Annotated in this window: 20 protein-coding genes; 15 read left to right on the plus strand and 5 right to left on the minus strand. The window is 71.0% G+C overall.

The features are described from left to right. The first annotated feature begins 85 nt into the window (after window positions 1–85). On the plus strand, window positions 86–1,141 hold the full coding sequence (locus tag U9J23_RS13160) for a tyrosine-type recombinase/integrase (RefSeq protein ID WP_059384152.1): 1,056 nt from the start codon (window positions 86–88) through the stop codon (window positions 1,139–1,141). Window positions 1,142–1,219: 78 nt separating this feature from the next. Beyond that, window positions 1,220–2,659 (plus strand): NAD(P)/FAD-dependent oxidoreductase, encoded by a 1,440-nt coding sequence (locus U9J23_RS13165; protein ID WP_085470264.1) that lies wholly within the window; start codon window positions 1,220–1,222, stop codon window positions 2,657–2,659. A 54-nt stretch (window positions 2,660–2,713) separates the two neighbouring features. Here the strand turns inward: U9J23_RS13165 and U9J23_RS13170 are convergent, their stop codons facing one another. From U9J23_RS13170 to U9J23_RS13180, 3 genes are all read right to left on the minus strand, one after another. Further along, entirely contained in the window at window positions 2,714–3,163 is a 450-nt protein-coding gene (locus tag U9J23_RS13170) for a PaaI family thioesterase (RefSeq protein WP_059384150.1), read from the minus strand. A 119-nt stretch (window positions 3,164–3,282) separates the two neighbouring features. Then, window positions 3,283–3,768 carry a hypothetical protein gene (locus tag U9J23_RS13175; RefSeq protein ID WP_229579272.1) on the minus strand — a complete coding sequence of 162 codons (486 nt, stop codon included), beginning with the start codon at window positions 3,766–3,768 and terminating at the stop codon, window positions 3,283–3,285. Between the two features lie 228 nt (window positions 3,769–3,996). Then, window positions 3,997–4,713: a hypothetical protein gene (locus U9J23_RS13180; RefSeq protein ID WP_229579273.1), complete on the minus strand. Its 717-nt coding sequence runs from the start codon at window positions 4,711–4,713 to the stop codon at window positions 3,997–3,999. Window positions 4,714–4,908: 195 nt separating this feature from the next. Between U9J23_RS13180 and U9J23_RS13185 the strand changes: the two genes are divergently transcribed. The 7 genes from U9J23_RS13185 to U9J23_RS13215 all read left to right on the plus strand — a co-directional run bounded on the left by U9J23_RS13185 (window position 4,909) and on the right by U9J23_RS13215 (window position 12,209). After that, complete coding sequence (locus U9J23_RS13185) at window positions 4,909–6,327, plus strand: FecCD family ABC transporter permease (RefSeq protein ID WP_085470266.1); 1,419 nt, start codon at window positions 4,909–4,911, stop codon at window positions 6,325–6,327. Next, the gene (locus U9J23_RS13190) at window positions 6,324–7,460 is read left to right on the plus strand and encodes a FecCD family ABC transporter permease (protein WP_085470267.1); all 1,137 of its coding nucleotides are present in this window, start codon (window positions 6,324–6,326) and stop codon (window positions 7,458–7,460) included. The genes U9J23_RS13185 and U9J23_RS13190 overlap by 4 nt, the downstream gene beginning before the upstream one ends. Then, a complete protein-coding gene (locus tag U9J23_RS13195) occupies window positions 7,457–8,329 on the plus strand; it encodes an ABC transporter ATP-binding protein (protein ID WP_059384147.1) in 873 nt (290 codons plus the stop codon). The genes U9J23_RS13190 and U9J23_RS13195 overlap by 4 nt, the downstream gene beginning before the upstream one ends. A 78-nt stretch (window positions 8,330–8,407) precedes the next feature. Next, window positions 8,408–8,818 carry a BlaI/MecI/CopY family transcriptional regulator gene (locus tag U9J23_RS13200; RefSeq protein WP_059384146.1) on the plus strand — a complete coding sequence of 137 codons (411 nt, stop codon included), beginning with the start codon at window positions 8,408–8,410 and terminating at the stop codon, window positions 8,816–8,818. 13 nt (window positions 8,819–8,831) lie between these two features. After that, window positions 8,832–9,782: a M56 family metallopeptidase gene (locus tag U9J23_RS13205; protein WP_059384145.1), complete on the plus strand. Its 951-nt coding sequence runs from the start codon at window positions 8,832–8,834 to the stop codon at window positions 9,780–9,782. 71 nt (window positions 9,783–9,853) lie between these two features. Beyond that, window positions 9,854–11,305, plus strand: a complete 1,452-nt coding sequence (gndA, locus tag U9J23_RS13210) for an NADP-dependent phosphogluconate dehydrogenase (protein ID WP_059384144.1) — start codon at window positions 9,854–9,856, stop codon at window positions 11,303–11,305. A gap of 4 nt (window positions 11,306–11,309) precedes the next feature. Next, entirely contained in the window at window positions 11,310–12,209 is a 900-nt protein-coding gene (locus tag U9J23_RS13215; RefSeq protein ID WP_059384143.1) for a DMT family transporter, read from the plus strand. On the opposite strand, the gene U9J23_RS13220 is transcribed toward U9J23_RS13215, so the two are convergent. After that, the gene (locus U9J23_RS13220) at window positions 12,163–12,804 is read right to left on the minus strand and encodes a class I SAM-dependent methyltransferase (RefSeq protein WP_059384196.1); all 642 of its coding nucleotides are present in this window, start codon (window positions 12,802–12,804) and stop codon (window positions 12,163–12,165) included. The genes U9J23_RS13215 and U9J23_RS13220 overlap by 47 nt on opposite strands. A gap of 304 nt (window positions 12,805–13,108) precedes the next feature. Here U9J23_RS13220 and U9J23_RS13225 point away from each other — a divergent pair, with 304 nt between their 5' ends. The 4 genes from U9J23_RS13225 (at window position 13,109) to U9J23_RS13240 (ending at window position 18,833) form a co-directional block, all read left to right on the plus strand. Beyond that, window positions 13,109–14,533 carry a hemolysin family protein gene (locus U9J23_RS13225; RefSeq protein ID WP_059384142.1) on the plus strand — a complete coding sequence of 475 codons (1,425 nt, stop codon included), beginning with the start codon at window positions 13,109–13,111 and terminating at the stop codon, window positions 14,531–14,533. Then, window positions 14,530–15,648, plus strand: coding sequence for a hemolysin family protein (locus U9J23_RS13230; RefSeq protein ID WP_059384141.1), 1,119 nt, complete (start codon window positions 14,530–14,532; stop codon window positions 15,646–15,648). Before U9J23_RS13225 ends, U9J23_RS13230 begins: the two co-directional genes overlap by 4 nt. Further along, window positions 15,645–16,583 (plus strand): hypothetical protein, encoded by a 939-nt coding sequence (locus U9J23_RS13235; RefSeq protein WP_059384140.1) that lies wholly within the window; start codon window positions 15,645–15,647, stop codon window positions 16,581–16,583. The genes U9J23_RS13230 and U9J23_RS13235 overlap by 4 nt, the downstream gene beginning before the upstream one ends. A 66-nt stretch (window positions 16,584–16,649) precedes the next feature. Further along, window positions 16,650–18,833, plus strand: coding sequence for a malate synthase G (locus tag U9J23_RS13240; protein ID WP_059384139.1), 2,184 nt, complete (start codon window positions 16,650–16,652; stop codon window positions 18,831–18,833). Window positions 18,834–18,913: 80 nt separating this feature from the next. Here U9J23_RS13240 and U9J23_RS13245 read toward each other — a convergent pair whose 3' ends face one another. Continuing rightward, window positions 18,914–19,243 (minus strand): hypothetical protein, encoded by a 330-nt coding sequence (locus tag U9J23_RS13245; protein WP_326598286.1) that lies wholly within the window; start codon window positions 19,241–19,243, stop codon window positions 18,914–18,916. Window positions 19,244–19,425: 182 nt separating this feature from the next. Between U9J23_RS13245 and U9J23_RS13250 the strand changes: the two genes are divergently transcribed. Together U9J23_RS13250 and U9J23_RS13255 are read left to right on the plus strand one after the other, a co-directional pair. Beyond that, window positions 19,426–20,709 (plus strand): hypothetical protein, encoded by a 1,284-nt coding sequence (locus U9J23_RS13250; RefSeq protein ID WP_326598287.1) that lies wholly within the window; start codon window positions 19,426–19,428, stop codon window positions 20,707–20,709. Between the two features lies 1 nt (window position 20,710). After that, window positions 20,711–21,868 carry a metallophosphoesterase gene (locus U9J23_RS13255; protein WP_326598288.1) on the plus strand — a complete coding sequence of 386 codons (1,158 nt, stop codon included), beginning with the start codon at window positions 20,711–20,713 and terminating at the stop codon, window positions 21,866–21,868. Window positions 21,869–21,949 lie beyond the last annotated feature (81 nt).

Here is a 21,949-nt window from a genome sequence, read left to right on the forward strand (position 1 = left end):
GACGCGGTCCCTGCCGTCCCGTCGGTCCCTGCTGTCACACTGGACTCGCACATCTGTACGAGCGGATCTTCACGGGAGGGGCATCGTGGCGGGCAGCGCGACCGAGCCGGGATTGTCGGACTGGATCGGGTCGTATCTGGAGACCTTGCAGACCGCGAAACGGTCCCCGCACACCATCAAGGCCTACCGGCTCGACCTGCACGCGGTGCGCGCGCATCTCGCGGCGACCGCCGCCGTGCCGGAGGACGCGCTGACACTCGGGGACGTGACGGTACGCGGGCTGCGGTCGGCATTCGCGGCGTTCGCCGCCGAACGGCAACCGGCGTCGGTGCGCCGCGCCTGGTCGGTGTGGAACAACTTCTGCAACTTCCTCGTCTCCGAAGGGGTGTCGGAAGGCAACCCGATGGCCTCGATCGCGCAGCCGAAGAAACCACAGCACACCCCGAAGGCGTTCTCCCCCACCGCGATCAACCAACTCGTCGACACCGTCACCGTGGAGGCGCAACGCCCCGCGGAGTCGGCGCGGGACTGGCCGCAACGCGATCTCGCGCTCATCGCGACCCTGCTGCTCACCGGGATCCGCTCCGACGAGTTGATCCGGCTCGATGTGGGCAGCATCCTCGGTGGCCGCCGGGCACCGGTGCTGCGGGTGCTCGGCAAGGGCGCGATCGAACGGGAGATCCCCCTCGAGGACAGCTGGACGGCGATCGTCACCACCTATCTCGAGGAACGCTACGCCCGCTTCCCCGCCGCGCGGCGCCGCACCCGCGACCGCGACGAGTTGCCCGTGTGGGAGCGGCACGACCCGGCCGACCCGCTGTTCGTCGGCGCGGACGGCAAACGCATCACCCGCGGCACCCTGCAGTACCGGGTGCGGCGCATCTACCGCCGCGCGGGTATCGAGTCCGAACGCAAACGCGGTGCGCTCGCCCACGCGCTGCGGCACACCTTCGCGACGAGCCTGGCCGACAGCGGCGCGACGATGGTCGAGTTGCAGCAGCTGCTCGGGCACCGGTCGTTGCAGACCGTGCAGGTGTACACCTCGGCGACGAACGACGCGGTGCGGCACGCCGCGCGGCACAACCCCGTCTACGGGCTGCTCGGGTCGGGCCGCGAGCCGCTCGGCGACGGGCCGGGCTAGCTCGTCGGTTGCGCTGTGGGCGGGCGCGGCAACTGCAAGACTGGGGATCGATCCATCCGGCAACGTGAAGGAGCATCCATGAGCGTCGAGCAGACCGAACCCCGCCGTCATCGTGTGGTCGTGATCGGATCCGGTTTCGGTGGGCTGTTCGGGACCCAGGCCCTGGCTCGTGCCGATGTGGACGTCACGCTCGTGGCGCGCACCACCCATCACTTGTTCCAGCCGTTGCTGTACCAGGTGGCCACGGGCATCCTGTCGGTCGGCGACATCGCCCCCGCGACCCGCATGGTGCTGCGCAAGCAGAAGAACGCGCAGGTACTGCTCGGGGACGTCGAGACGATCGACCTGGAGAACCGGACGGTGACCTCCCGGTTTCTCGAGCGCTACACCACCACGCCCTTCGACAGTCTCATCGTCGCCGCCGGCGCCGGCCAGTCCTATTTCGGCAACGACCAGTTCGCCGAGTTCGCGCCGGGAATGAAGACCATCGACGACGCCCTCGAGTTGCGCGGCCGGATCCTCGGGGCGTTCGAGCAGGCCGAACTGTCCCACGATCACGACGAACGCGCCCGGTTGCTGACCTTCGTGGTGGTCGGTGCCGGCCCGACCGGGGTGGAGTTGGCCGGGCAGATCGCCGAGCTCTCGCGCCGCACCCTCAAGGGCACCTTCCGCAACATCGATCCGACCGAGGCGCGGGTGGTGCTGCTCGACGGCGCCTCCGATGTGCTGCCGGTCTACGGCGGCAAACTCAGCCGCAAGGCCCGCAACACCCTCGAGCGGCTCGGGGTGGAGATCCAGCTCGGCGCGATGGTCACCGACGTCGACGCCGACGGTCTCGTCGTCAAGGAGAAGGACGGGTCGCAGCGGCGCATCGAGTCGCAGTGCAAGGTGTGGTCGGCGGGTGTGGCGGCGAGCCCGCTCGGCAAGCAGCTCGCCGAACAGTCCGGGGCGCAGGTCGACCGGGCGGGGCGGGTGGAGGTGCTGCCGGATCTGACGTTGCCGGGGCATCCGAACGTGTTCGTCATCGGCGACATGATGTCGCTGAACAAGCTGCCCGGTCTGGCGCAGGTGGCGATGCAGGGCGGCAAGTACGCGGCCCGGCAGATCATCGCCTCCCTCGACGGCGCCGACCCGAGCCATCGGGAACCGTTCAAGTATTTCGACAAGGGCAGCATGGCGACCATCTCGCGGTTCAGCGCGGTCGCCAAGGTCGGCAAACTCGAGATCAGCGGGTTCCTCGGCTGGGTGGCGTGGCTGTTCATCCACCTGCTGTATCTGGTGGGGTTCTCGTCGAAGCTGTCGACGCTGTTGTCCTGGGCGCAGGCGTTCTTCTCCACCGGCCGCAACGAGATGGCGGCGACCGAGCAGCAGGTGTTCGCGCGGATCGCGCTCGAGCACATGCGCTCGGACGAACCCGGCGGCGACGCGCAGAACGGCGAGACCGCAACCAACGGCGACACACAGTCCGCGCAGGCCCCGGCCGGGCAGGGCCGCGGCGGGACGCAGGCCGCGGGCTGACCGTCGACGCTCCGGTCGGGCGCGTTGTCCCGGCCGGAGCCGCCCGTCGGCGGGTCAGTGCCCGATGCGGTCCGCGTCGGTGATGTTCGCCAGGCGCACCTGTCCCTGCGCGACGAGCCGATCATGCTCGTCGACGATCTCGACCCGCCACAGCTGCTGGGTGCGGCCGCGGTGCACCGGGGTGCCGGTCGCGGTGAGGACCCCTTCGCGGGTCGCGCGGAGGAAGTCGGTGTTGTTGTTGACCCCGACGACGTTGCCCCTGTCCCCCAGCCAGTTGGCGCCGGCGACGCTGGCGACGGACTCGATCACCGCGCAGTACACCCCGCCGTGCACGATGCCGTAGGGCTGGTGCTGGTCGGGGGTGATCGTCCACCGGGCGCGCGCGAGGTCGGGTCCGAGTTCGACGAACTCGAGGCCGAGGGCGGTGTTGAAGCCTCGGTCGTTGACGGCGTTGATCGCCTGCACGTCGTGCTGGGCCGGGGCGGAGGTGGACTGGTCGCTCATACGGGGCTTCCCTTGTTCGTGCGTGGGTCGACCGGCCGCCGGGACAGGTGGCCGTCGAACGATGGTAGGACATGGCGGTTTTCGGACGTCCGACGTCCGCGCGTGGCGCGCGGGGGTGGTCACTGCAGCGTCACCAGCAGCGCGTGCGCGACGATCGAGTAGCCGTCGGGGATCGGCCCGACTCGGTGCACGGTCCGCGCGCCCTCGTACTCGACGCCGTACCAGCCCGTGACCGCTGTCGGGATCCTGATGGTCCGCTGGATCACCGGGTGCGGTTCGGCGACCCGGGCGCGCCCGTACGGGCGGGTGCGGTACAGCGTCCCCAGAAAGCGGTCCCACACCAGATGCCCGGTGAGCACGACATCGCCGAGGGTGTCGAGTTGCGGGGGGAGCACGGTGGTGAAGCCGTGACCGAGATGGGCGAGCAGTTCGACGCGATCGTCGACGGCGATCCGCTCGACGCGGGCGGGCACGTGGCGGACGAGTTCGCGGATGCAGTCGGTCGCTCCGGGGGTGGTCCAGGAGGTGGCCGGTTCACACACCTGCCCGGCGGTGGGCCCGTCGGGCCACGGTTCGAGGTCTTCGATCATCCACAGGGTGGTCATCTCGCGGTGCTTCCGGGACGCGACGGGGATTTCCTCCAGCATCCCCTGCGGTTCGCACCGCCGCACCGCCGCACCGCCGACGGGGCGGTGCACTGTGCGGCGACGGTGGGGGCGTGGGGACACACGACGGCGGGCCCCACACGGATGTGGGGCCCGCCGCGGGAAGGGACCGGGAGTCACTGCAGCCCTCAGGACTCCGCTGCGGTCCGGCAGTCGGAACGGAGTCGATTATAGGGAAGGCTGCCCTAATCCGGCAAGGCCTCGGACGGGGTGGCCGGCGGCGACGAAGGCGTCGAGCAACGCCTGACCGCGGCGCGCGGCGGTGCGGCGGGAGGCACCGCCGAGCACGGGCAGGTGGGCGGCGCCGGTGACGACGGTGCGCCCGACGATCGCCCAGAAGCGGTTCCGGTCGAGCGGGGCGAGGGACCGCAACGCGAGATGGACGGCGTTCAACGCGGTCGCGGCGCGGTGCGCGGTCCACACCGCCATCGCCTGCTCGCACGGGAGCACCACGACGTCGCGTTGCCCGGCGGCGCGGTCCTCGGGCAGCACCCGCAGGGTGTCGTCGGCGAGACCGGCCCAGTCGATGCAGCCGTCGCTGTCCTGGTGCAGCCACAGATTGTCCGGACCCGGATCCCAGACGCGCCCCTCGAGGGCGTAGGGGGCGAGGACGCGGCCGACCACGGCGTGGATGAGGGCGCCGGCGACCTGTTCGACGGCGATGCGCGGATCCTCGATGTCGAGCAGGGCACGGTCGTAGAGCGCCTCGATGCGCTGCTGCCGTTCGGGGCCGCCGAGGAACCACCAGCGGCGGCGGGGTTCTTCGTCGATACAGGCCACCGCATACACGCGGGGCGCTCCCGCGGCGAGCGCGCGCAGCCGGGCGCGCGTGTCCTCGAACGGGCGGACGGGTGCCGCCGTGGGCGGCAGCAGCAGCGTCGTCATCCGACACCTCCTGATCGACGGTCATCCTGATTAGGTAAGCCTAACCATTGCATCCGGGGGTGGTGTGCGCAACCCCATCCCCTACTCCCGCCGACACATAGGATTCCGTAACCTAACTCCGAAGGCCTTCGCGTTCCCCACGATCCGCGACGACCCGAACCGCACCACCGCCTTCCCGAGGAGCACCCCGCGCCCGTGACCGTCACCCCCCACGCCCCACCGGACGCCGACCCGACCGCCCCGCCCCGCGCGGGCCGCCGGATCGCCGCCGTCCTGTGCGACCTCGCGCTCCTCGCCATCCCCCTGCTCATCGGCGCCCTCGTCGTCGACACCCTCGCCGACGCCAACGGCGGCGGCCAGACCGACCGCATCGTCTTCGGCGGCGCCGCCCTGGCCGCCGCCGCCGGACTGCTGTGGTGGAACCACGCCTACCGCGCCGGCCGCACCGGCCAGAGCCTGGGCCTGCAGTGGACCGGGCTCGTGCTGCGCGACCGGGCCACCACCGGACCGGTCGGCACCCGCCGCGCCCTGCTGCGCCGCGGCACCGAGATCGTCACCGAACGCCACGCCCGCCACGACGACTTCACCCCGCGCCCCACCGACGGCAGCGTCGCCGCCCTGCGCCGCCGCCGCCTGCTCGGCCTGGCCGCGCTGCTCGTACTACTGGTGCTCGGCGCCCTCGCCAGCATCGCCGTCGGCGCCCGCCCGATGACCTTCGCGGAGGTCTTCCACGCCCTGATCGTCAACGACGGCTCCGAAACCGACGTGATCGTGCACTCGCTGCGCATCCCCCGCACCCTGCTCGCACTGCTGGTCGGCACCGCGCTCGGCATCGCCGGTGCCCTGATCCAGGGCCACACCCGCAACCCGCTCGCCGACGCCGGCCTGCTCGGCATCAACGCCGGCGCCGCCTTCCTGGTGGTGCTGTCGATCTACCTGTTCGGACTGTCCACCCCGGCGCAGTACCTGTGGTTCGCCTTCGCCGGATCCGCCCTCGCCAGCATCGTGGTGTTCGGATTCGCCTCCATCGGCAACGGCGGCTCGAGCCCGCTCAGCCTCGCATTGGCGGGCGCAGCGGTCGCGTTCTTCCTGCAGGCGATGATCCAGACCATCGTGCTGCTCGACCAGACCAGCCTCGACGGCTACCGCTTCTGGGTGGTCGGCTCCGTCGCCGGCCGCGGCATGGACGTCTTCTGGCAGGTGTTGCCGTTCATCGTCGTCGGACTGCTCGTCGCGCTCGCCTCCACCCCGGCACTGAACCTGCTCAGCCTCGGCGAGGACGTCGCCCGCTCGCTCGGCACCAACGTCGTCACCACCCGGGTGATCGGCATCGCCGCGATCACCGTGCTCACCGGCGCCGCCACCGCCGCCTGCGGACCCATCGCTTTCGTCGGATTGATCGTCCCGCACATCGCCCGCGCGGTCACCGGCCCCGACTACCGCTGGCTCGTGCCCTATGCCGGGCTGCTCGGCGGGGCACTGCTCGTCCTCGCCGACGTCGTCGGCCGCATCGTGGTGCGCCCCGGCGAACTGCAGGTCGGCATCGTGCTCGCCCTCATCGGCGCCCCCTTCTTCATCGCCCTCGTCCGTCGCCGGAAGCTGGTGGCCCTGTGAACGACACCCCCACCCCCTCCCTCGACACGGACGAACCGACGACGGGCAGGCGCCGCTCCCCCGTGCAGGTCTCCACCCGCGTCCCGGGCCGGCCCGCCTTCCGACTCGGCTCCGTCTCCGTCGTCTGGCGCGCCCGCATGGTCATCGTGTGCGCGCTGATCGTCGCCGCCACCGCGGTGCTGCTGTCGATCTCCCTCGGCCGCGGCGACTACCCGCTCAGCCCCCTGCAGGTCGTCGAGGTGCTCCTCGGCGGCGGGGAACGCCTCGACCGGTTCATCGTCTTCGACCTGCGCCTCCCGCGCGGCATCGCCGCCGTGGTCGTCGGCGCCGCCCTCGCGGTCTCCGGCGCCATCACCCAATCGGTCTCCCGCAACGCCCTGGCCAGCCCCGACATCCTCGGCATCACCGCCGGCGCCTCCTCCGCCGCCGTGGCCCTGATCGTCGTCACCAGCGGCGGCTCCATCGTCGGACTGCTCGCCACCCTCGGGTTGCCGCTGTCGGCGCTGCTCGGCGCGCTGCTCACCGCCACGGTCATCTACCTGCTGGCGTGGCGGCGCGGCGCCGACGGCTTCCGGCTCGTGCTCATCGGCATCGGCGTCAACGCCATGCTCATCGCCCTGACCCAGTGGATGCTCGTCTCCGCCGACATCAACGACGTCAGCCGCGCCCAGGTGTGGCTGACCGGCTCGCTCAACGGCGTCTCCTGGAGCCAGGTGGTGCCCGCCGCGATCGCCCTGCTGCTCGTCGGCGGCTGGGCCGCGACCGCCTCCTTCACCGTCGGGGCGCTGCGCCTCGGCGACGACACCGCCCGCTCCCTCGGCGTGAAGCTGCAGACCCAGCAGGCGCTGCTGCTCATCGCGGCGTGCGCGCTCGCCGCCGTCGCCACCGCCGCCGCCGGCCCCATCGGCTTCGTCGCCCTCGCCGCCCCGCAGATCGCCCTGCGCCTCGTCGGCTCGGCGGGCAGCCCGATCGTCGCCTCCGCCCTGACCGGGGCGCTGTTCGTCGTCGCCGCCGACCTGATCGCCCGCACCATCCTGCCGGTGCCGCTGCCGGTCGGCCTGGTCACCTCCGCGCTCGGCGGCCCCTTCCTGCTGTACCTGCTGGTGCGTTCCAACCGAAAGGTCTCCCGATGACCGACACCCATCTGCCTCCCGCCCCGGCCCCCGGCCACGTCGAGCACGCGGCGCCGCGACTGGTCGCCGAGCACATCAGCCTCGGCTACGGCGAACGGCTCATCGTCGACGACCTGAACCTGTCCATCCCCACCGGGGTCGTCACCACCGTCATCGGCCCCAACGGCTGCGGCAAATCCACCCTGCTGCGCGCCCTGAGCCGGCTGCTCAAACCCCGCACCGGCACCGTGCTGCTCGACGGCCACGACATCACCACCATGCGCACCCGCGAGGTCGCCCGGGTGCTCGGCATGCTGCCGCAGGCCCCCGTCGCCCCCGAAGGGCTCACCGTCGCCGATCTGGTCTCCCGCGGCCGGCACCCGCACCAGTCCTGGTTCCGGCAATGGTCCTCCGACGACGAGGACGAGGTCGCCATCGCCCTCGAACGCACCGGCATCGCCGACCTCGCCGACCGACCCATCGACGAACTGTCCGGCGGACAACGGCAACGCGCCTGGATCTCCATGGCGCTCGCGCAGGGCACCGACATCCTGCTGCTCGACGAACCCACCACCTACCTCGACCTGGCGCACTCGGTGGAGGTCCTCGACCTCGTCGACCGGCTGCACAGCGAACTCGGCCGCACCGTGGTGATGGTGCTGCACGACCTGAACCTCGCCGTGCGCTACAGCGACCACCTCGTGGTGATGAAGGACGGCCGCGTCGTCGCCTCCGGGGTGCCCTCGGAGGTGATCTCCGTGGAACTGCTGCGCGAGGTGTTCGACCTCGACGCCTCCGTCATCGACGATCCGGTGTCCGACCGGCCGCTGATCGTGCCCATCGGCACCCGCCACGTCTACGGCGCCGCCGGAGGTCCCCACCGGAGGTGACGATGGTCCCACCGCAGGTCAGACCCTACGACTAGGGGTAGTACGCACATTCGTCGGAGAAATCCGTAGAATCGACCCATGGCAGCACTCGGCGAACTCGAACGCGCAGTGATGGACCACCTGTGGTCCACCCCCGAACCACAGACCGTCCGGCAGGTCCACGAAGCCCTCTCGGCTCGACGCAACCTCGCGTACACCACCGTCATGACGGTCCTGCAGCGCCTCGCCAAGAAGAACCTCGTCATCCAGCAACGCGACGACCGCGCCCACCGCTACCTGCCGGTGCACGGCCGCGACGAACTCGTCGCCAGCCTCATGGTCGACGCCCTCGACCAGGCCGACGAGACCGCCGGCCGCGCCGCCGCCCTCGTCCACTTCGTCGGCCGCGTCGGCGCCGACGAAGCCGCCGCCCTACGCGCGGCGCTGGCGAAACTCGAAGCGCAACACGGCGACGACAACACCGGCCACGACACCGAGCGGGCCGGCTGACACACTCGATGTCATGAACGCGACCACGGCGCTGTTCTTCGGAACCACAGCGCTTCTCCTCGCCGGTCCGGTGCCGGGGCTGCTCGCCCGCGCCACCTGGCCGCACCGCAACCCCCGGGCCGCCCTCGTGCTGTGGCAGTCCGTGGCCCTGGCAGCGGTGCTCTCCGCGTTCTCCTGCGGCCTGGCCATCGCCGCCCGCCTCCTCGCGCCCGGCGCCGACGGCCGACCCACCACCGGCCCCCTCGAAGAGATCGACGCCCTCGGCCTGCCCCTGTGGCTGACCTACGTCATCGTCTTCGCCCTCACCGTGTTCATCGGTGCCCGCCTGACCTTCTCCATGCTGCGCGTCGCGGTACGCACCCGCCGCCGCCGTTCCCGCCACCGCATGCTCGTCGACCTGCTCGACCGCCGCGAGAGCGGCGCCGCCGTCCGCCACCACCCACACGTGCGGATCCTCGACACCGCCGACCCCATCGCCTACTGCCTGCCCGGGCTGCGGCACCGGGTGGTGCTCAGCGAAGGCACCCTCGACAACCTCGGCGACGACGAACTACGCGCGATCCTGCGCCACGAACACTCCCACCTGCGCGCCCGCCACGACCTCATCCTCGAGGCGTTCACCGCCGTCTACGAAGCGTTCCCCCGCGTCGTGCGCTCCGGATCGGCGCTCGGCTCGGTCAAACTGCTCGTCGAGCTGCTCGCCGACGACTCCGCCGTCCGCAAGACCGGCCCCGCACCGCTGGCCCGCGCCCTCGTCGCCTGCGCCGGCGCCCACACCCCCACCGGCGCCCTCGCCGTCGGCGGACCGAGCACCGTGCTGCGCGTGCAGCGCCTCACCGGACCGGGCCCCAGCCTCGGCATTTCCGCCGCCGCCTACACCGCCGCCGCCGCCATCCTCGTCGTACCCACCATCGCCGTGGCGGTGCCCTGGCTCACCGAACTGTCCCTGCTGCTCGGCCTCTGAGCCGCGACACGCCGCACCGTTCGGCCCGCCCCGATTTCGATCGGCCCCCGTTTCGGGGGAAGCTGTAGACCATGACCGTCGAACGCACCGAAACACCGCAGGCCCAGATCGGCGTGACCGGATTGGCCGTGATGGGCTCGAACATCGCCCGCAACTTCGCCCGCAACGGCTACACCGTCGCCCTCCACAACCGCAGCATCGCCAAGACCGACGCGCTGCTCGCCGAGCACGGCAGCGACGGCACCTTCGTCCGCACCGAAACCATCGACGAATTCGTCGCCGCCCTAGAGAAGCCGCGCCGCGTCCTGATCATGGTCAAGGCCGGCGACGCCACCGACGCGGTCATCAACGAGCTCGCCGACGCGATGGAACCCGGCGACATCATCATCGACGGCGGCAACGCCCTCTACACCGACACCATCCGCCGCGAAGCCGCCCTGCGCGCCCGCGGCCTGCACTTCGTCGGCGCCGGCATCTCCGGCGGCGAGGAAGGCGCCCTCAACGGCCCGTCCATCATGCCCGGCGGCCCCGCCGAATCGTACGAGGCGCTCGGCCCGCTGCTCGAAACCATCGCCGCCCAGGTCGACGGCACCCCCTGCTGCACCCACATCGGCCCCGACGGCGCCGGCCACTTCGTGAAGATGGTGCACAACGGCATCGAATACGCCGACATGCAGCTCATCGGCGAGGCCTACCACCTGCTGCGCGACGCCCTCGGCTACGACGCCGGGCAGATCGCCGACGTCTTCGCCGACTGGAACACCGGCACCCTCGAGTCCTACCTCATCGAGATCACCGCCGAGGTGCTGCGCCAGACCGACGCCGCCACCGGCAAACCCCTCGTCGACGTCATCGTCGACGCCGCCGAACAGAAGGGCACCGGCCGCTGGACCGTCAAGGCCGCCCTCGACCTCGGCGTGCCCGTCACCGGCATCGCCGAAGCCGTCTTCGCCCGCGCCCTGTCCGGCTCCCGCGACCAGCGCGCCGCCGCCCGCGGCCTCGCCGCCGGCAACCTCGGCGCCGCCCCCACCGACGCCGCGCAGTTCACCGAGGACATCCGCGCCGCCCTGTACGCGTCGAAGATCGTCGCCTACGCGCAGGGCTTCGACCAGATCGCCGCCGGCAGCGCCGAATACGGCTGGAACGTCGACCGCGCCGCGCTCGCGACGATCTGGCGCGGCGGCTGCATCATCCGCGCCCAGTTCCTCAACCGCATCAAGGAGGCCTACGACGCCGACCCGGCCCTGCCCAGTCTGATCCTCGCGCCGTACTTCCGCGACGCCATCGAGATCGGCATCGACAGCTGGCGACGCGTCGTGGTCACCGCCACCCAGCTCGGCATCCCCGTCCCGGCCTTCGCGTCGTCGCTGTCCTACTACGACGGGCTGCGCGCCGACCGGCTGCCCGCCGCCCTCACCCAGGGCCAGCGCGACTTCTTCGGTGCCCACACCTACGAACGCACCGACCGCCCCGGCAAGTTCCACACCCTGTGGAGCGGGGACCGCTCCGAAGTGCAGGCCTGACCCGATGACGGGCACGGCAGTCGCCGTCCTGTGCGCGCTCGCCGCCGCCGCGCTCATCGCGGTCGGCAGTGTCGCGCAACAGAGCTCGGCCGCTGCCGTGCCCGACACCGACTCCTTCGTCGGCTCGCTGCTGCGCAGCCCCCGCTGGTGGGCGGGCATCCTCGGCGACGGCGGCAGCTACGTGCTGCAGGTCATCGCGCTCGTCTTCGGATCGGTGCTGCTCGTCCAGCCCCTGCTCGTCGCGTCACTGCTGTTCGCGTTGCCGCTCGCCGCCGCCACTACCGGCCGCCGCGTCACCCGCACCACCTGGCTGCTCGCCGGCGCACTGTGCGCGGCGCTGGCGATCTTCCTGCTCGTCGGCAACCCCAGCGAAGGCACCGGAGATGCCGCCGCCGTCCGCTGGGCGCTGCCGCTCGGAGCGGTGCTCGCCGTCACCGCCGCCGCCGTCGTCGTCGCCGTGCTCTCCCCGCGACTGCGGGCACTGTCGTTCGGGATCGCCGCAGGCATCCTCTACGGCGTGACCAGCGCGTTCACCAAACACGTCACCGACCTCGCCGAACACGGCATCCCGCAACTGCTCGGCTCGTGGCAGACCTGGACACTCGTCGCCGCCGGCGCCGCCGCGATCTACCTGCAGCAACGCGCCTTCCAGGCCGGATCGCTCACCGCATCGCTGCCCGCCCTGACCGTCGGCGAACCGCTCGCCGCGATCGTGCTCGGCATGACCGTGCTCGGCGAACACCTGCGCACCGACGGCCCCGGACGGATCCTCGTCGGCGCCGCCGTCGTCGTGATGCTCGTGACCACCGTGGCGCTCTCCCGCGCCCAGGCCGCCGACACCCCCGCCGACGCCGCGGCTACGCCCGCCCCAGCACCGCCACCAGAAACTCCGCGTCGTCGCTGAACGGCCGCAGATCCCAGGTCGACAACCGCACCTGCACCGCCAGACCCGCCTGCTGCACGTCGGCGAAGAACTCCTCGAACGGATACTCACGGCCCGCCCCGAAACCGATCACCACCCGGCCCTGCGACGCCAGATGCGCCGCGAAATTGCGCAGCACCGCCACCCGGGTCGACGGCGCCACGAAGGTCATCACATTCCCCGCGCACACGATCACATCGAAATCGGCGTCGACACCGCGGGCCGGCAGATCCAGCTCGGCCAGATCCCCCACCAGCCACCTCGGCCCCGGATGATCCTCCTCCGCCGCCGCGATCAGCACCGGATCGACATCCACCCCGACCACACTGTGCCCGGCCCGATGCAGATAACCGCCGAGCCGGCCCGGCCCGCACCCGGCGTCGAGGATCCGCGCCCCACGCGGCACCATCGCATCGATCAACCGGGCCTCCCCGACGGTGTCCTGCCCCCGGGCGACCATCGCACGGAACCGTTCGACGTACCACGACGAATGCGCCGGATTCTCCGCCACGATCTCCTCCCACCGGCTCGGCACCCGCTCGCCGCCACCGTGTTCCGGACCCTCGCCGCCGCTCATCCACGCTCCTTCGTTCCACCGGGACACCTGCTCGATCCCCACCGTAGGCGCCGCGTCGTCACCGGCACCGCGACACACGGCAACCACCCTCAGTAGAATCGGTACCCGTCGAAACCACTTCCGGCAGGCGGACACCGTCCGCGACCGGACCCGACGAGAGGACACCGGTGCCCGCGGCACCCACAGCCACCCCACCGCCCGACACCTCCTCCCCCTGCACGGAGTGCGACTCCGGGCCGGAAGGATCCTCTATCGGGCCGGGTCACCACCCCGGCCTCCACCCCGCCCGGCAGGACCGCCCCTGATGTCCGTCCTGCTCGATATCGTCGCCCTCCTCGGCTTCGTGGCGCTCACCGCAGGCACCGCCCTGTTCGTCGCCGCCGAGTTCTCCCTGACCGCCCTCGAACGCAGCGCCGTCGACGCGCACGCCCACGACGGCGACCGTCGCGCCCGGCAGGTCCAGCACGCACACCGCACCCTGTCGTTCCAGCTGTCCGGCGCCCAGCTCGGCATCACCATCACCACACTGATCACCGGCTATCTCGCCGAACCGATCCTCGCGCAGTTCTTCACCCCGCTGTTCGACGCGATCGGATTGAGCACCTCCGTCGCCTCGACCACCTCGCTGGTCCTCGCGCTGCTCATCGCCACGTCCTTCTCCATGGTCTTCGGCGAACTGGTCCCCAAGAACATCGCCATCGCCCGGCCCATGGGCACCGCCCGCGCCACCGCCGGTCTCCAACTGGCCTTCTCCCTGCTGTTCCGCTGGGCGATCCTCGGACTCAACGGCGCCGCCAATCACATCGTGCGGCGCTTCGGCATCGAACCGGCCGAGGAACTGCGCTCGGCGCGCTCCCCGCAGGAACTCGGTTCGCTGGTGCGCGCCTCGGCCCGCAGCGGCACCCTCGACGAGCACACCGCCCGCCTCGTCTACCGCTCCCTGCAGTTCGGGGACCGCACCGCCGAGGACCTCATGACCCCGCGCAGCACCGTCGAGAGCCTCGACCGCAACGCCACCGTCCTCGACCTCATCGAACTGTCCGCCCGCACCGGCTACTCCCGCTTCCCGATCGTCGACGGCGACCTCGACGCCCCGCTCGGCGTCGTGCACGTCAAGCACGCGTTCACCGTGCCCGGCCCGGCGCGCGGCACCACCGCCGTCGGCGCCCTCGCCCGCCGCGTACCCACCGTGCCGTCCAGCCTCGACGGCGACACCGTCATGGAACGGGTGCGTTCGGACGGCATGCAGGTCGCGCTCGTCGTCGACGAATACGGCGGCACCGCCGGACTGATCACCATGGAGGACCTCGTCGAGGAGATCGTCGGCGACGTCCGCGACGAACACGACGAGACCGAACTCGACGCCCACCGCGAAGGAGAGGGCTGGTCGTGCACGGGTCTGCTGCGCACCGACGAGCTCGCCCAGCTCACCGGCTACCGCGCCCCCGACGGCGACTACGAGACCCTCGCCGGGCTGATCCTCACCGAACTCGGCCGCATCCCCGAGGTCGACGACGAGATCCAGCTGCCGCTGCGCCGCGGCGAACGCGACCTCACCTGGTACGCGCGCATCCTCGAGATGGACGGGCACCGCATCGACCGGGTGCTGCTCGTACCCGGCGCCGCCCCCGACCCCGAGAACCCCGACGGCGACGGCAGGGACGACAGTCACGGCATGGACGACAGTGACGACACCGCGGCCACCGACGAGGGTGGTGAGCAGCGATGAGCGACTGGTTCGGGATCGTCCTCGCCGTGCTGCTGCTCGCCGGCAACGCCTTCTTCGTCGGCGCCGAGTTCTCCCTCATCACCGTCCGCCGCGACCGGCTCGAGACGCTGCTCGCCCAGGGCAAGACCCGCGCCCGCACCGTCATCCACGCCGGCGAACACCTCTCGCTCATGCTCGCCGGCTCCCAGCTCGGCATCACGATCTGCTCGATCCTGCTCGGCCGCGTCGCCGAACCGGCCATCGCACACCTGATCGAGGTGCCGTTGCACGCGGCCCGGGTGCCCGACGCGTTGCTGCACCCCATCGCGTTCACCATCGGCCTGACCATCGTGGTGGTGCTGCACATCCTGCTCGGCGAGATGGTGCCGAAGAACATCGCCATCGCCGGCCCGGAACGCGCCGCGATGCTGCTCGTGCCGATCCACCTGTGGTTCATGCGACCCGCCCGGCCGGTCATCGCCTTCTACAACCTGTGTGCCAACGCCACCCTCCGCGCGGCGCACATCGACCCGAAGGACGAACTCGACACCTCCGTCTCCGCTGTGGAGCTGACCGAGATGATCGGCGAATCCCGCTCCGAAGGACTGCTCGACGAGGAGGAGCACAAGCGCCTCACCCGCGCCCTGGCCACCGGCAACCGCACCGTCGCCGACGTGATGATCCCGCTCGCTCGGGTGCGCACCGTCCCGCACACCGATGCGGGCCCGACGCTCGGCGACGTCGAGCACGCGGTCACCACCACCGGTTTCTCCCGGTATCCCACCCGTCGACCCGACGGCACGATCACCGGCTACATCCACATCAAGGACGTGCTCGACCTCGTGCGGGAGCAGTCCACCGGTCCCGAGACCCTCATCCCCGCCGCGGCGATCCGGGCGCTGCCGACTATCGGGATCGCCGACGGTCTCGACGAGGCGCTGGCCGCGCTGCGCCGCAGCAACGCGCATCTGGCCGGAGTGATCGACACCACCGGAACACTGCGGGGAATCGTCGCGCTCGAGGACCTCGTGGAAGAGTTCGTCGGGACGGTCCGCGACGCCACCCACCGGGTCGCGGATCCGCTGGGCAACCGCCCCCGCACGACCGCACCCCGATCGACCGAACGAGAACCATGACCCGCTCCCCGTCCGTGACCGACCGCGCGGTGGTCCTCCCCGAGACCGAGTGGACCGCGCGGCGCGACGCGCACCACGCCGTCGTGGACGAGCTGCTCGCCGGGCATCTCGAGCGACGCGCCGCCGGCCGCGCCCATCCGGTGCACGACTTCCTGTTCACCTACTACAGCCTGCGGCCGAGTCAGCTGCGGCGCTGGCATCCCGGCTACGGCACCGTGCTGCTCGGCGCGGCCGCGGCGCGTGACTACCGCGACCATCCCGGCTACGAGCGGGTCACCGTCGACGGGCAGCCGGGGATGCGGGTGGCCCGGGAGGTGCTCGACCGGCGCGCCGACACCGTCGACTTCGTGGCCGGGCTGCTCACCGCGACCGCCTCCCGGCCGCCGCAGCTCGGCTGCTTCGGGTTGCACGAGTGGGCGATGGTGTACCGGGCGGGAGCCGGCGGGGTGCGGCATTCGTCGGTGCCGTTGCGGCTCGGTCACGCCGGGACCGACGCGGTGGTGGAATCAATGCAGCTCCGATGCACCCATTATGATGCGTTCCGGTTCTTCACCCCCGACGCCGTTCCACGCAACGCCACCGAACTGACCCGCGACCAGCAGGTACACAGCGAGCAACCCGGCTGCCTGCACGCCGGCATGGATCTGTACAAGTGGGCGTACAAGCTGCTGCCGTTGACCGATTCGGAGCTGACGGTGCGGTGCCTGCGACACGCGTCCGCAGCCCGTGAATTGGACATGCGGGCGAGCCCGTATGATCTCGAGGACTACGGCTACTCGCCCATCAGGATCGAGACTGCCGCCGGACGCGCACAGTACGTCCGCGAGCAGTCGGCGCTCACCCGTCGCGCCGCAGCTCTGAGAGAAGAGCTGGTGAATCGATGTACCGCCCTGCAGACGCACAGAACCACTGCGTCCGTTACTACTGGCGGGTAACATAATCGACGATTCCGTGCGGCCGGGACGTTTCCGGCCGCACAGCAACCGGAAAGAGTGAGGGTGATGACAGAACGCGTGCAGGTCGGCGGACTCCAGATCGCGCAGGTTCTCTACGACTTCGTCAACAACGAGGCCATCCCCGGCAGTGGGGTCGACGCGGACACCTTCTGGGCGGGTGCCGACAAGATCGTCCACGACCTCGCCCCCAAGAACCGGGCACTGCTCGCCAAGCGTGACGATCTCCAGGCCAAGATCGACGGCTGGCACCGCGACCGCGCCGGACAGCCCCACGACCCGGTCGCCTACAAGGCCTTCCTCGAAGAGATCGGCTACCTCGTCCCCGCCCCCGAACCGTTCACCATCGGCACCGAGAACGTCGACACCGAGATCGCCGAGACCGCCGGTCCGCAGCTCGTCGTGCCCGTCCTCAACGCCCGCTTCGCGCTCAACGCCTCCAACGCGCGCTGGGGATCGCTCTACGACGCGCTCTACGGCACCGACGTCATCCCCGAAGAGGGCGGCGCCGAGAAGGGCACCGGCTACAACAAGGTCCGCGGCGACAAGGTCATCGCCTGGGCCCGCGACTTCCTCGACAAGGCCGCACCCCTCGCGCAGGGCTCGCACGCCGACTCCACCGGCTACAGCATCGACGGCACCGAACTGAAGGTCACCCTCGAGGGCGGCACCGTCACCGGACTCGCCCAGCCCGACAAGCTCGTCGGCTACCTCGGCGACAAGGCCACCCCCTCCTCGGTGCTGCTGCGCAACCACGGTCTGCACATCGAGATCCAGATCGACCCCGAGTCCCCCATCGGCAGCACCGACGCCGCCGGCGTCAAGGACGTCGTCCTCGAATCCGCCGTCACCACCATCATGGACTTCGAGGACTCCGTCGCCGCCGTCGACGCCGACGACAAGGTCGTCGGCTACCGCAACTGGCTCGGCCTCAACCGCGGCGACCTGTCCGAATCCTTCGACAAGGGCGGCAAGACCCTCACCCGCAAGCTGAACCCGAACCGCGTCTACACCGCCCTCGACGGCAGCGACCTCGAACTGCACGGCCGCTCCCTGCTGTTCGTCCGCAACGTCGGGCACCTCATGACCAACCCCGCCATCCTCGACCGCGACGGCAACGAGGTCCCCGAAGGCATCCTCGACGCGCTCATCACCAGCCTGTGCGCCATCCACGGCCTGCACATCGACGAGGACCACGGCCCGCTCGCCAACAGCCGCACCGGCTCGATCTACATCGTCAAGCCCAAGCAGCACGGCCCCGAGGAATCCGCCTTCACCACCGAACTGTTCGGCCGCGTCGAAGAGGTCCTCTCCCTGCCCACCAACACCCTCAAGGTCGGCATCATGGACGAGGAGCGACGCACCACCGTCAACCTCGCCGCCTGCATCCAGGCCGCCTCCGACCGCGTGGTGTTCATCAATACCGGCTTCCTCGACCGCACCGGCGACGAGATCCACACCTCCATGGAGGCCGGACCCGTCGTCCGCAAGGCCGCCATGAAGCAGCAGCGCTGGATCGCCGCCTACGAGGACTGGAACGTCGACACCGGCCTCGCCTGCGGCCTGCAGGGCAAGGCCCAGATCGGCAAGGGCATGTGGGCCATGACCGACCTCATGCGCGACATGGTCGAGCAGAAGATCGGCCAGCCCAAGGCCGGCGCCAACACCGCCTGGGTGCCCTCACCCACCGGCGCCACCCTGCACGCCACCCACTACCACGAGGTCGACGTCTTCGCGGTCCAGAACGAGCTCAAGGGCAAGAGCCGCGCCACCGTCGACGACATTCTCACCATCCCCCTCGCCGAGAACCCCAACTGGTCCGACGAGGAGAAGCGCGAGGAACTCGACAACAACTGCCAGTCCATCCTCGGCTACGTCGTGCGCTGGATCGACCAGGGCGTCGGTTGCTCCAAGGTCCCCGACATCCACGACGTCGCGCTCATGGAGGACCGCGCCACCCTGCGCATCTCCAGCCAGCTCCTCGCCAACTGGATCCGCCACGACGTCGTCACCGCCGACGACGTCGTCGCCTCCCTCGAGCGCATGGCCCCCGTCGTCGACCGGCAGAACGAAGGCGACCCCGGCTACCGGCCGCTCGCCCCGAACTTCGACGACAGCATCGCCTTCCAGGCCGCCAAGGAACTCATCCTCGAAGGCACCACGCAGCCCAGCGGCTACACCGAGCCGATCCTGCACCGCCGTCGCCGCGAGTACAAGGCCAAGTACGCCTGACCCGCACACCGACACCACAGGGCCCCGATCCACACCGGATCGGGGCCCTGCCCGTCCCCGCACCGCGCGGCGGAGCCGGATCACATCCGGCCCCTCACTAGACTCGACCATCGGATCGACGAACGAAACGAGGCGGACACGACGTGAGCGGGCGACATCGCGGCAGCGGACGACGAGGAATCAGCACCAGCGTCATCGTGGTCGCCGTAGGCGTAGTACTCGCCCTGCTCGCCGTCCTCGGCTGGTTCCGCCTCCGCGACAACATCGACAACCAGGCCACCGCCGCCGCCGAAACCTGCGTCGAAGGCGACACCGTCCTGCACATCGCCGCCGACCCCCTCATCGCCCCCGCCCTCACCGAACTCGCCGAACAATGGACCGACGGCGGCGTCCGCGTCATCCGCGACCACTGCGTCACGGCCGAGATCACCGCCGTCGACAGCCTCGCCGCCGCCGACACCCTCGGCACCGACACCTGGGACCCGGCGCTCGGCCCCGAACCCGCCCTGTGGGTACCCCTCGACACCCGCATGAGCGCCCGCGCCGCCGACGCCATCGACGGCACCCCCGATCCCTCGCCACCTCCCCGGTCGTGCTCGCCGTCCCCACCGACCTCGGCCGCGCCCTCACCACCGCCACCGTCCGCTGGCAGGACCTGCCCCGACTCCAGAACGACCCCGCCGCCATGCGCGAGAGCGGACTCGACATCTGGGGCACCCTCGCCCTCGCCCTGCCCACCGGCACCGAGACCCACGCCACCACCCTCGCCCTCGAAGCCGTCACCGCCGCCACCACCGGCATCGGCGCCGGACCGGTCACCCTCGAACAGGCCGCCACCCCCGCCGCCATCACCGCCGTGAGCACCCTCGCCCTCGGCGCCGACACCCTCGGCGCGGTCGGTACCACCGCCGACACCCTCGCGGCGCTCGGCGCCCACCCCGACACCGCGGCCCCGATCCACGCCGTGCCGGTCATCGAACAGCAACTGCACCGCGCCCTCACAGACGGGCAGGTCCGCGGCCTCACCGGCCACCTGCCGATCGGCGTCGCGCCCGTCGTCGACTTCCCCACGGCCGTCGTCGACGCCCCCTGGGTCGACGAGACGCTCGCCCGCGCCGCCGCGGAGTTCACCGACTACGCGCGGCGCCCCGAGCAGGCCGGCATCCTCACCGCCCACGGTTTCCGCACCGCCGACGCCGTCCCCGAACCCGCCGGGGAACTTCCGCTGCCCCGCGTCGACACCGTCCTCGCCCCCGCCGACCCCACCGTCGACGACGTCCTCGTCGCACTGCGTCTCGCCCCGGTGTCCCCGCGCAAGGTCACGATGGTCGTCGACACCTCCACCTCCATGGGCACCTCCGCCGGCGACGGCACCCGCCTCACCGCGACCGCAGGCGCCCTGCGCGAGGCCATGCGTCGCGCCTCCATCAACTCGGTGATGGGCATGTACGTCTTCGCCGACACTCCCGAGGGACACCGCGTCGCCGTCATCCGCGACGGGCTCACCGCAGCCAAGCGCGCGGCGATGTCCTCGATCCTCGACGACATCGATCTCGTCGACCGCGAACCCGTCTATGCCACTCTCACCGCCGCCTACCGCGACGCCGTCGACAACTACGACCCGGGCCGACCGAACTCCGTACTCGTCGTCGTCGACAGCGACGACCCCGACGAAGCAGCCGCCCGCGACCTGCGCGCCGCGATCGATGAACTCTCGTCCCCCGAGACCCCCGTGCGGATCGACGTCGTCGTCCTCGGCGACCGCACCGACCCCGTCCTCGAGCAGGCCGCCGAAGCCACCGACGGCAGCCTCACCGTCGTCGACACCACCGACCCGGCCGATCTCACCGACCTCCTCCGAAAGCTGACGTCCTGACGTGCTCCGACTTCTCGTCGTGGGGGTCTTCCTTGCCCTCCTCACCTATCTGCTGCATCGACGACTCGTCCGGGCACCCGGCCTGCCGCGACCGGCCGCACTCGCCGCCGACCTCGTCCTCGTCGTCCTGTTCGTGCTCACGCTCGGCGCCTCCGGGGTGGGCACGGTGCTCGATCCTGCCTGGGCCCGCCCCATCGGGTTCCTCGGCTGGAGTTGGTTGGCGGTGGTGCTGTACCTGATGCTCGGGCTCCTGCTCATCGGAGTCGGGTTGCTCGTCGCCCGCCTCACCCGACGCGGGCAACCCCGGCCGACCACCGACGACGGCACCGTCGAGACCCCGCGACGGAGGCTGCGTATCGCGACCGCCGTGCTCGTCGTGGCCGCGGTCGCCGCCGTCGGATACGGCACGATCGAGGCCGACCGGCCGCGGATCGTCACTGTGCCCGTCGCCCTGCAGGACCTGCCCGCCGGCTTCGACGGCACCCGCATCGCGCTCGTCACCGACCTGCACGTCGGACCCGCCCGCGGAGCCGACTTCGTGCAACGTGTCGTCGACCTCGTCGCCGAGGAGCAACCCGACCTGATCGTGTTCGGCGGCGACCTCGCCGACGGCACCGTCGAACTCGTCGGCTCCGATCTCGAACCGCTCCGGCAGCTGCAGGCCCCGCTCGGGGTGTACGGCGTCAGCGGCAACCACGAGTACTACTCCGACGACGCCGAATCGTGGCTGAACCACTGGGAGACGCTCGGTGTACGCACCCTGCGCAACGACCATGTCGTCCTCGAGCGCGACGGCGACGTCGTCGCGCTCGCCGGCGTCCACGACTACACCGCCACCGAACCCCACCACCCCGACATGCCCGCCGCCCTCGACGGTATCGCGGACGGTACCCCGGTGATCCTCGCCGCCCACCAGCCGCGGCACATCGACGAGGCCCGCGAGCTCGGAGTCGACCTGCAACTCTCCGGGCACACCCACGGCGGGCAGATGTGGCCGCTGCGACCGTTCGTCTCCCTCGCCAACCCCACTGTCACCGGACTGGACCGCTTCGGCGACACACAGATCTACACGTCCCAGGGCACCGGCGCGTGGGGACCGCCCGTGCGGGTGGGCACCCCACCGGAGGTCTCCATCCTCGAGCTGACCGCCGCGAACTGACGTCCCGTTCTCCTGGGCTTAGTGAGATTGGTGCTGAAGCGGGGGGGTAATTCGGTATTTCTATGGTTTCCGTCTGGTCCG

The sequence above is a fragment of the Rhodococcus sp. PD04 genome (assembly GCF_035918275.1).
GTDB classification, from domain to species: Bacteria; Actinomycetota; Actinomycetes; order Mycobacteriales; family Mycobacteriaceae; genus Rhodococcus; species Rhodococcus rhodochrous.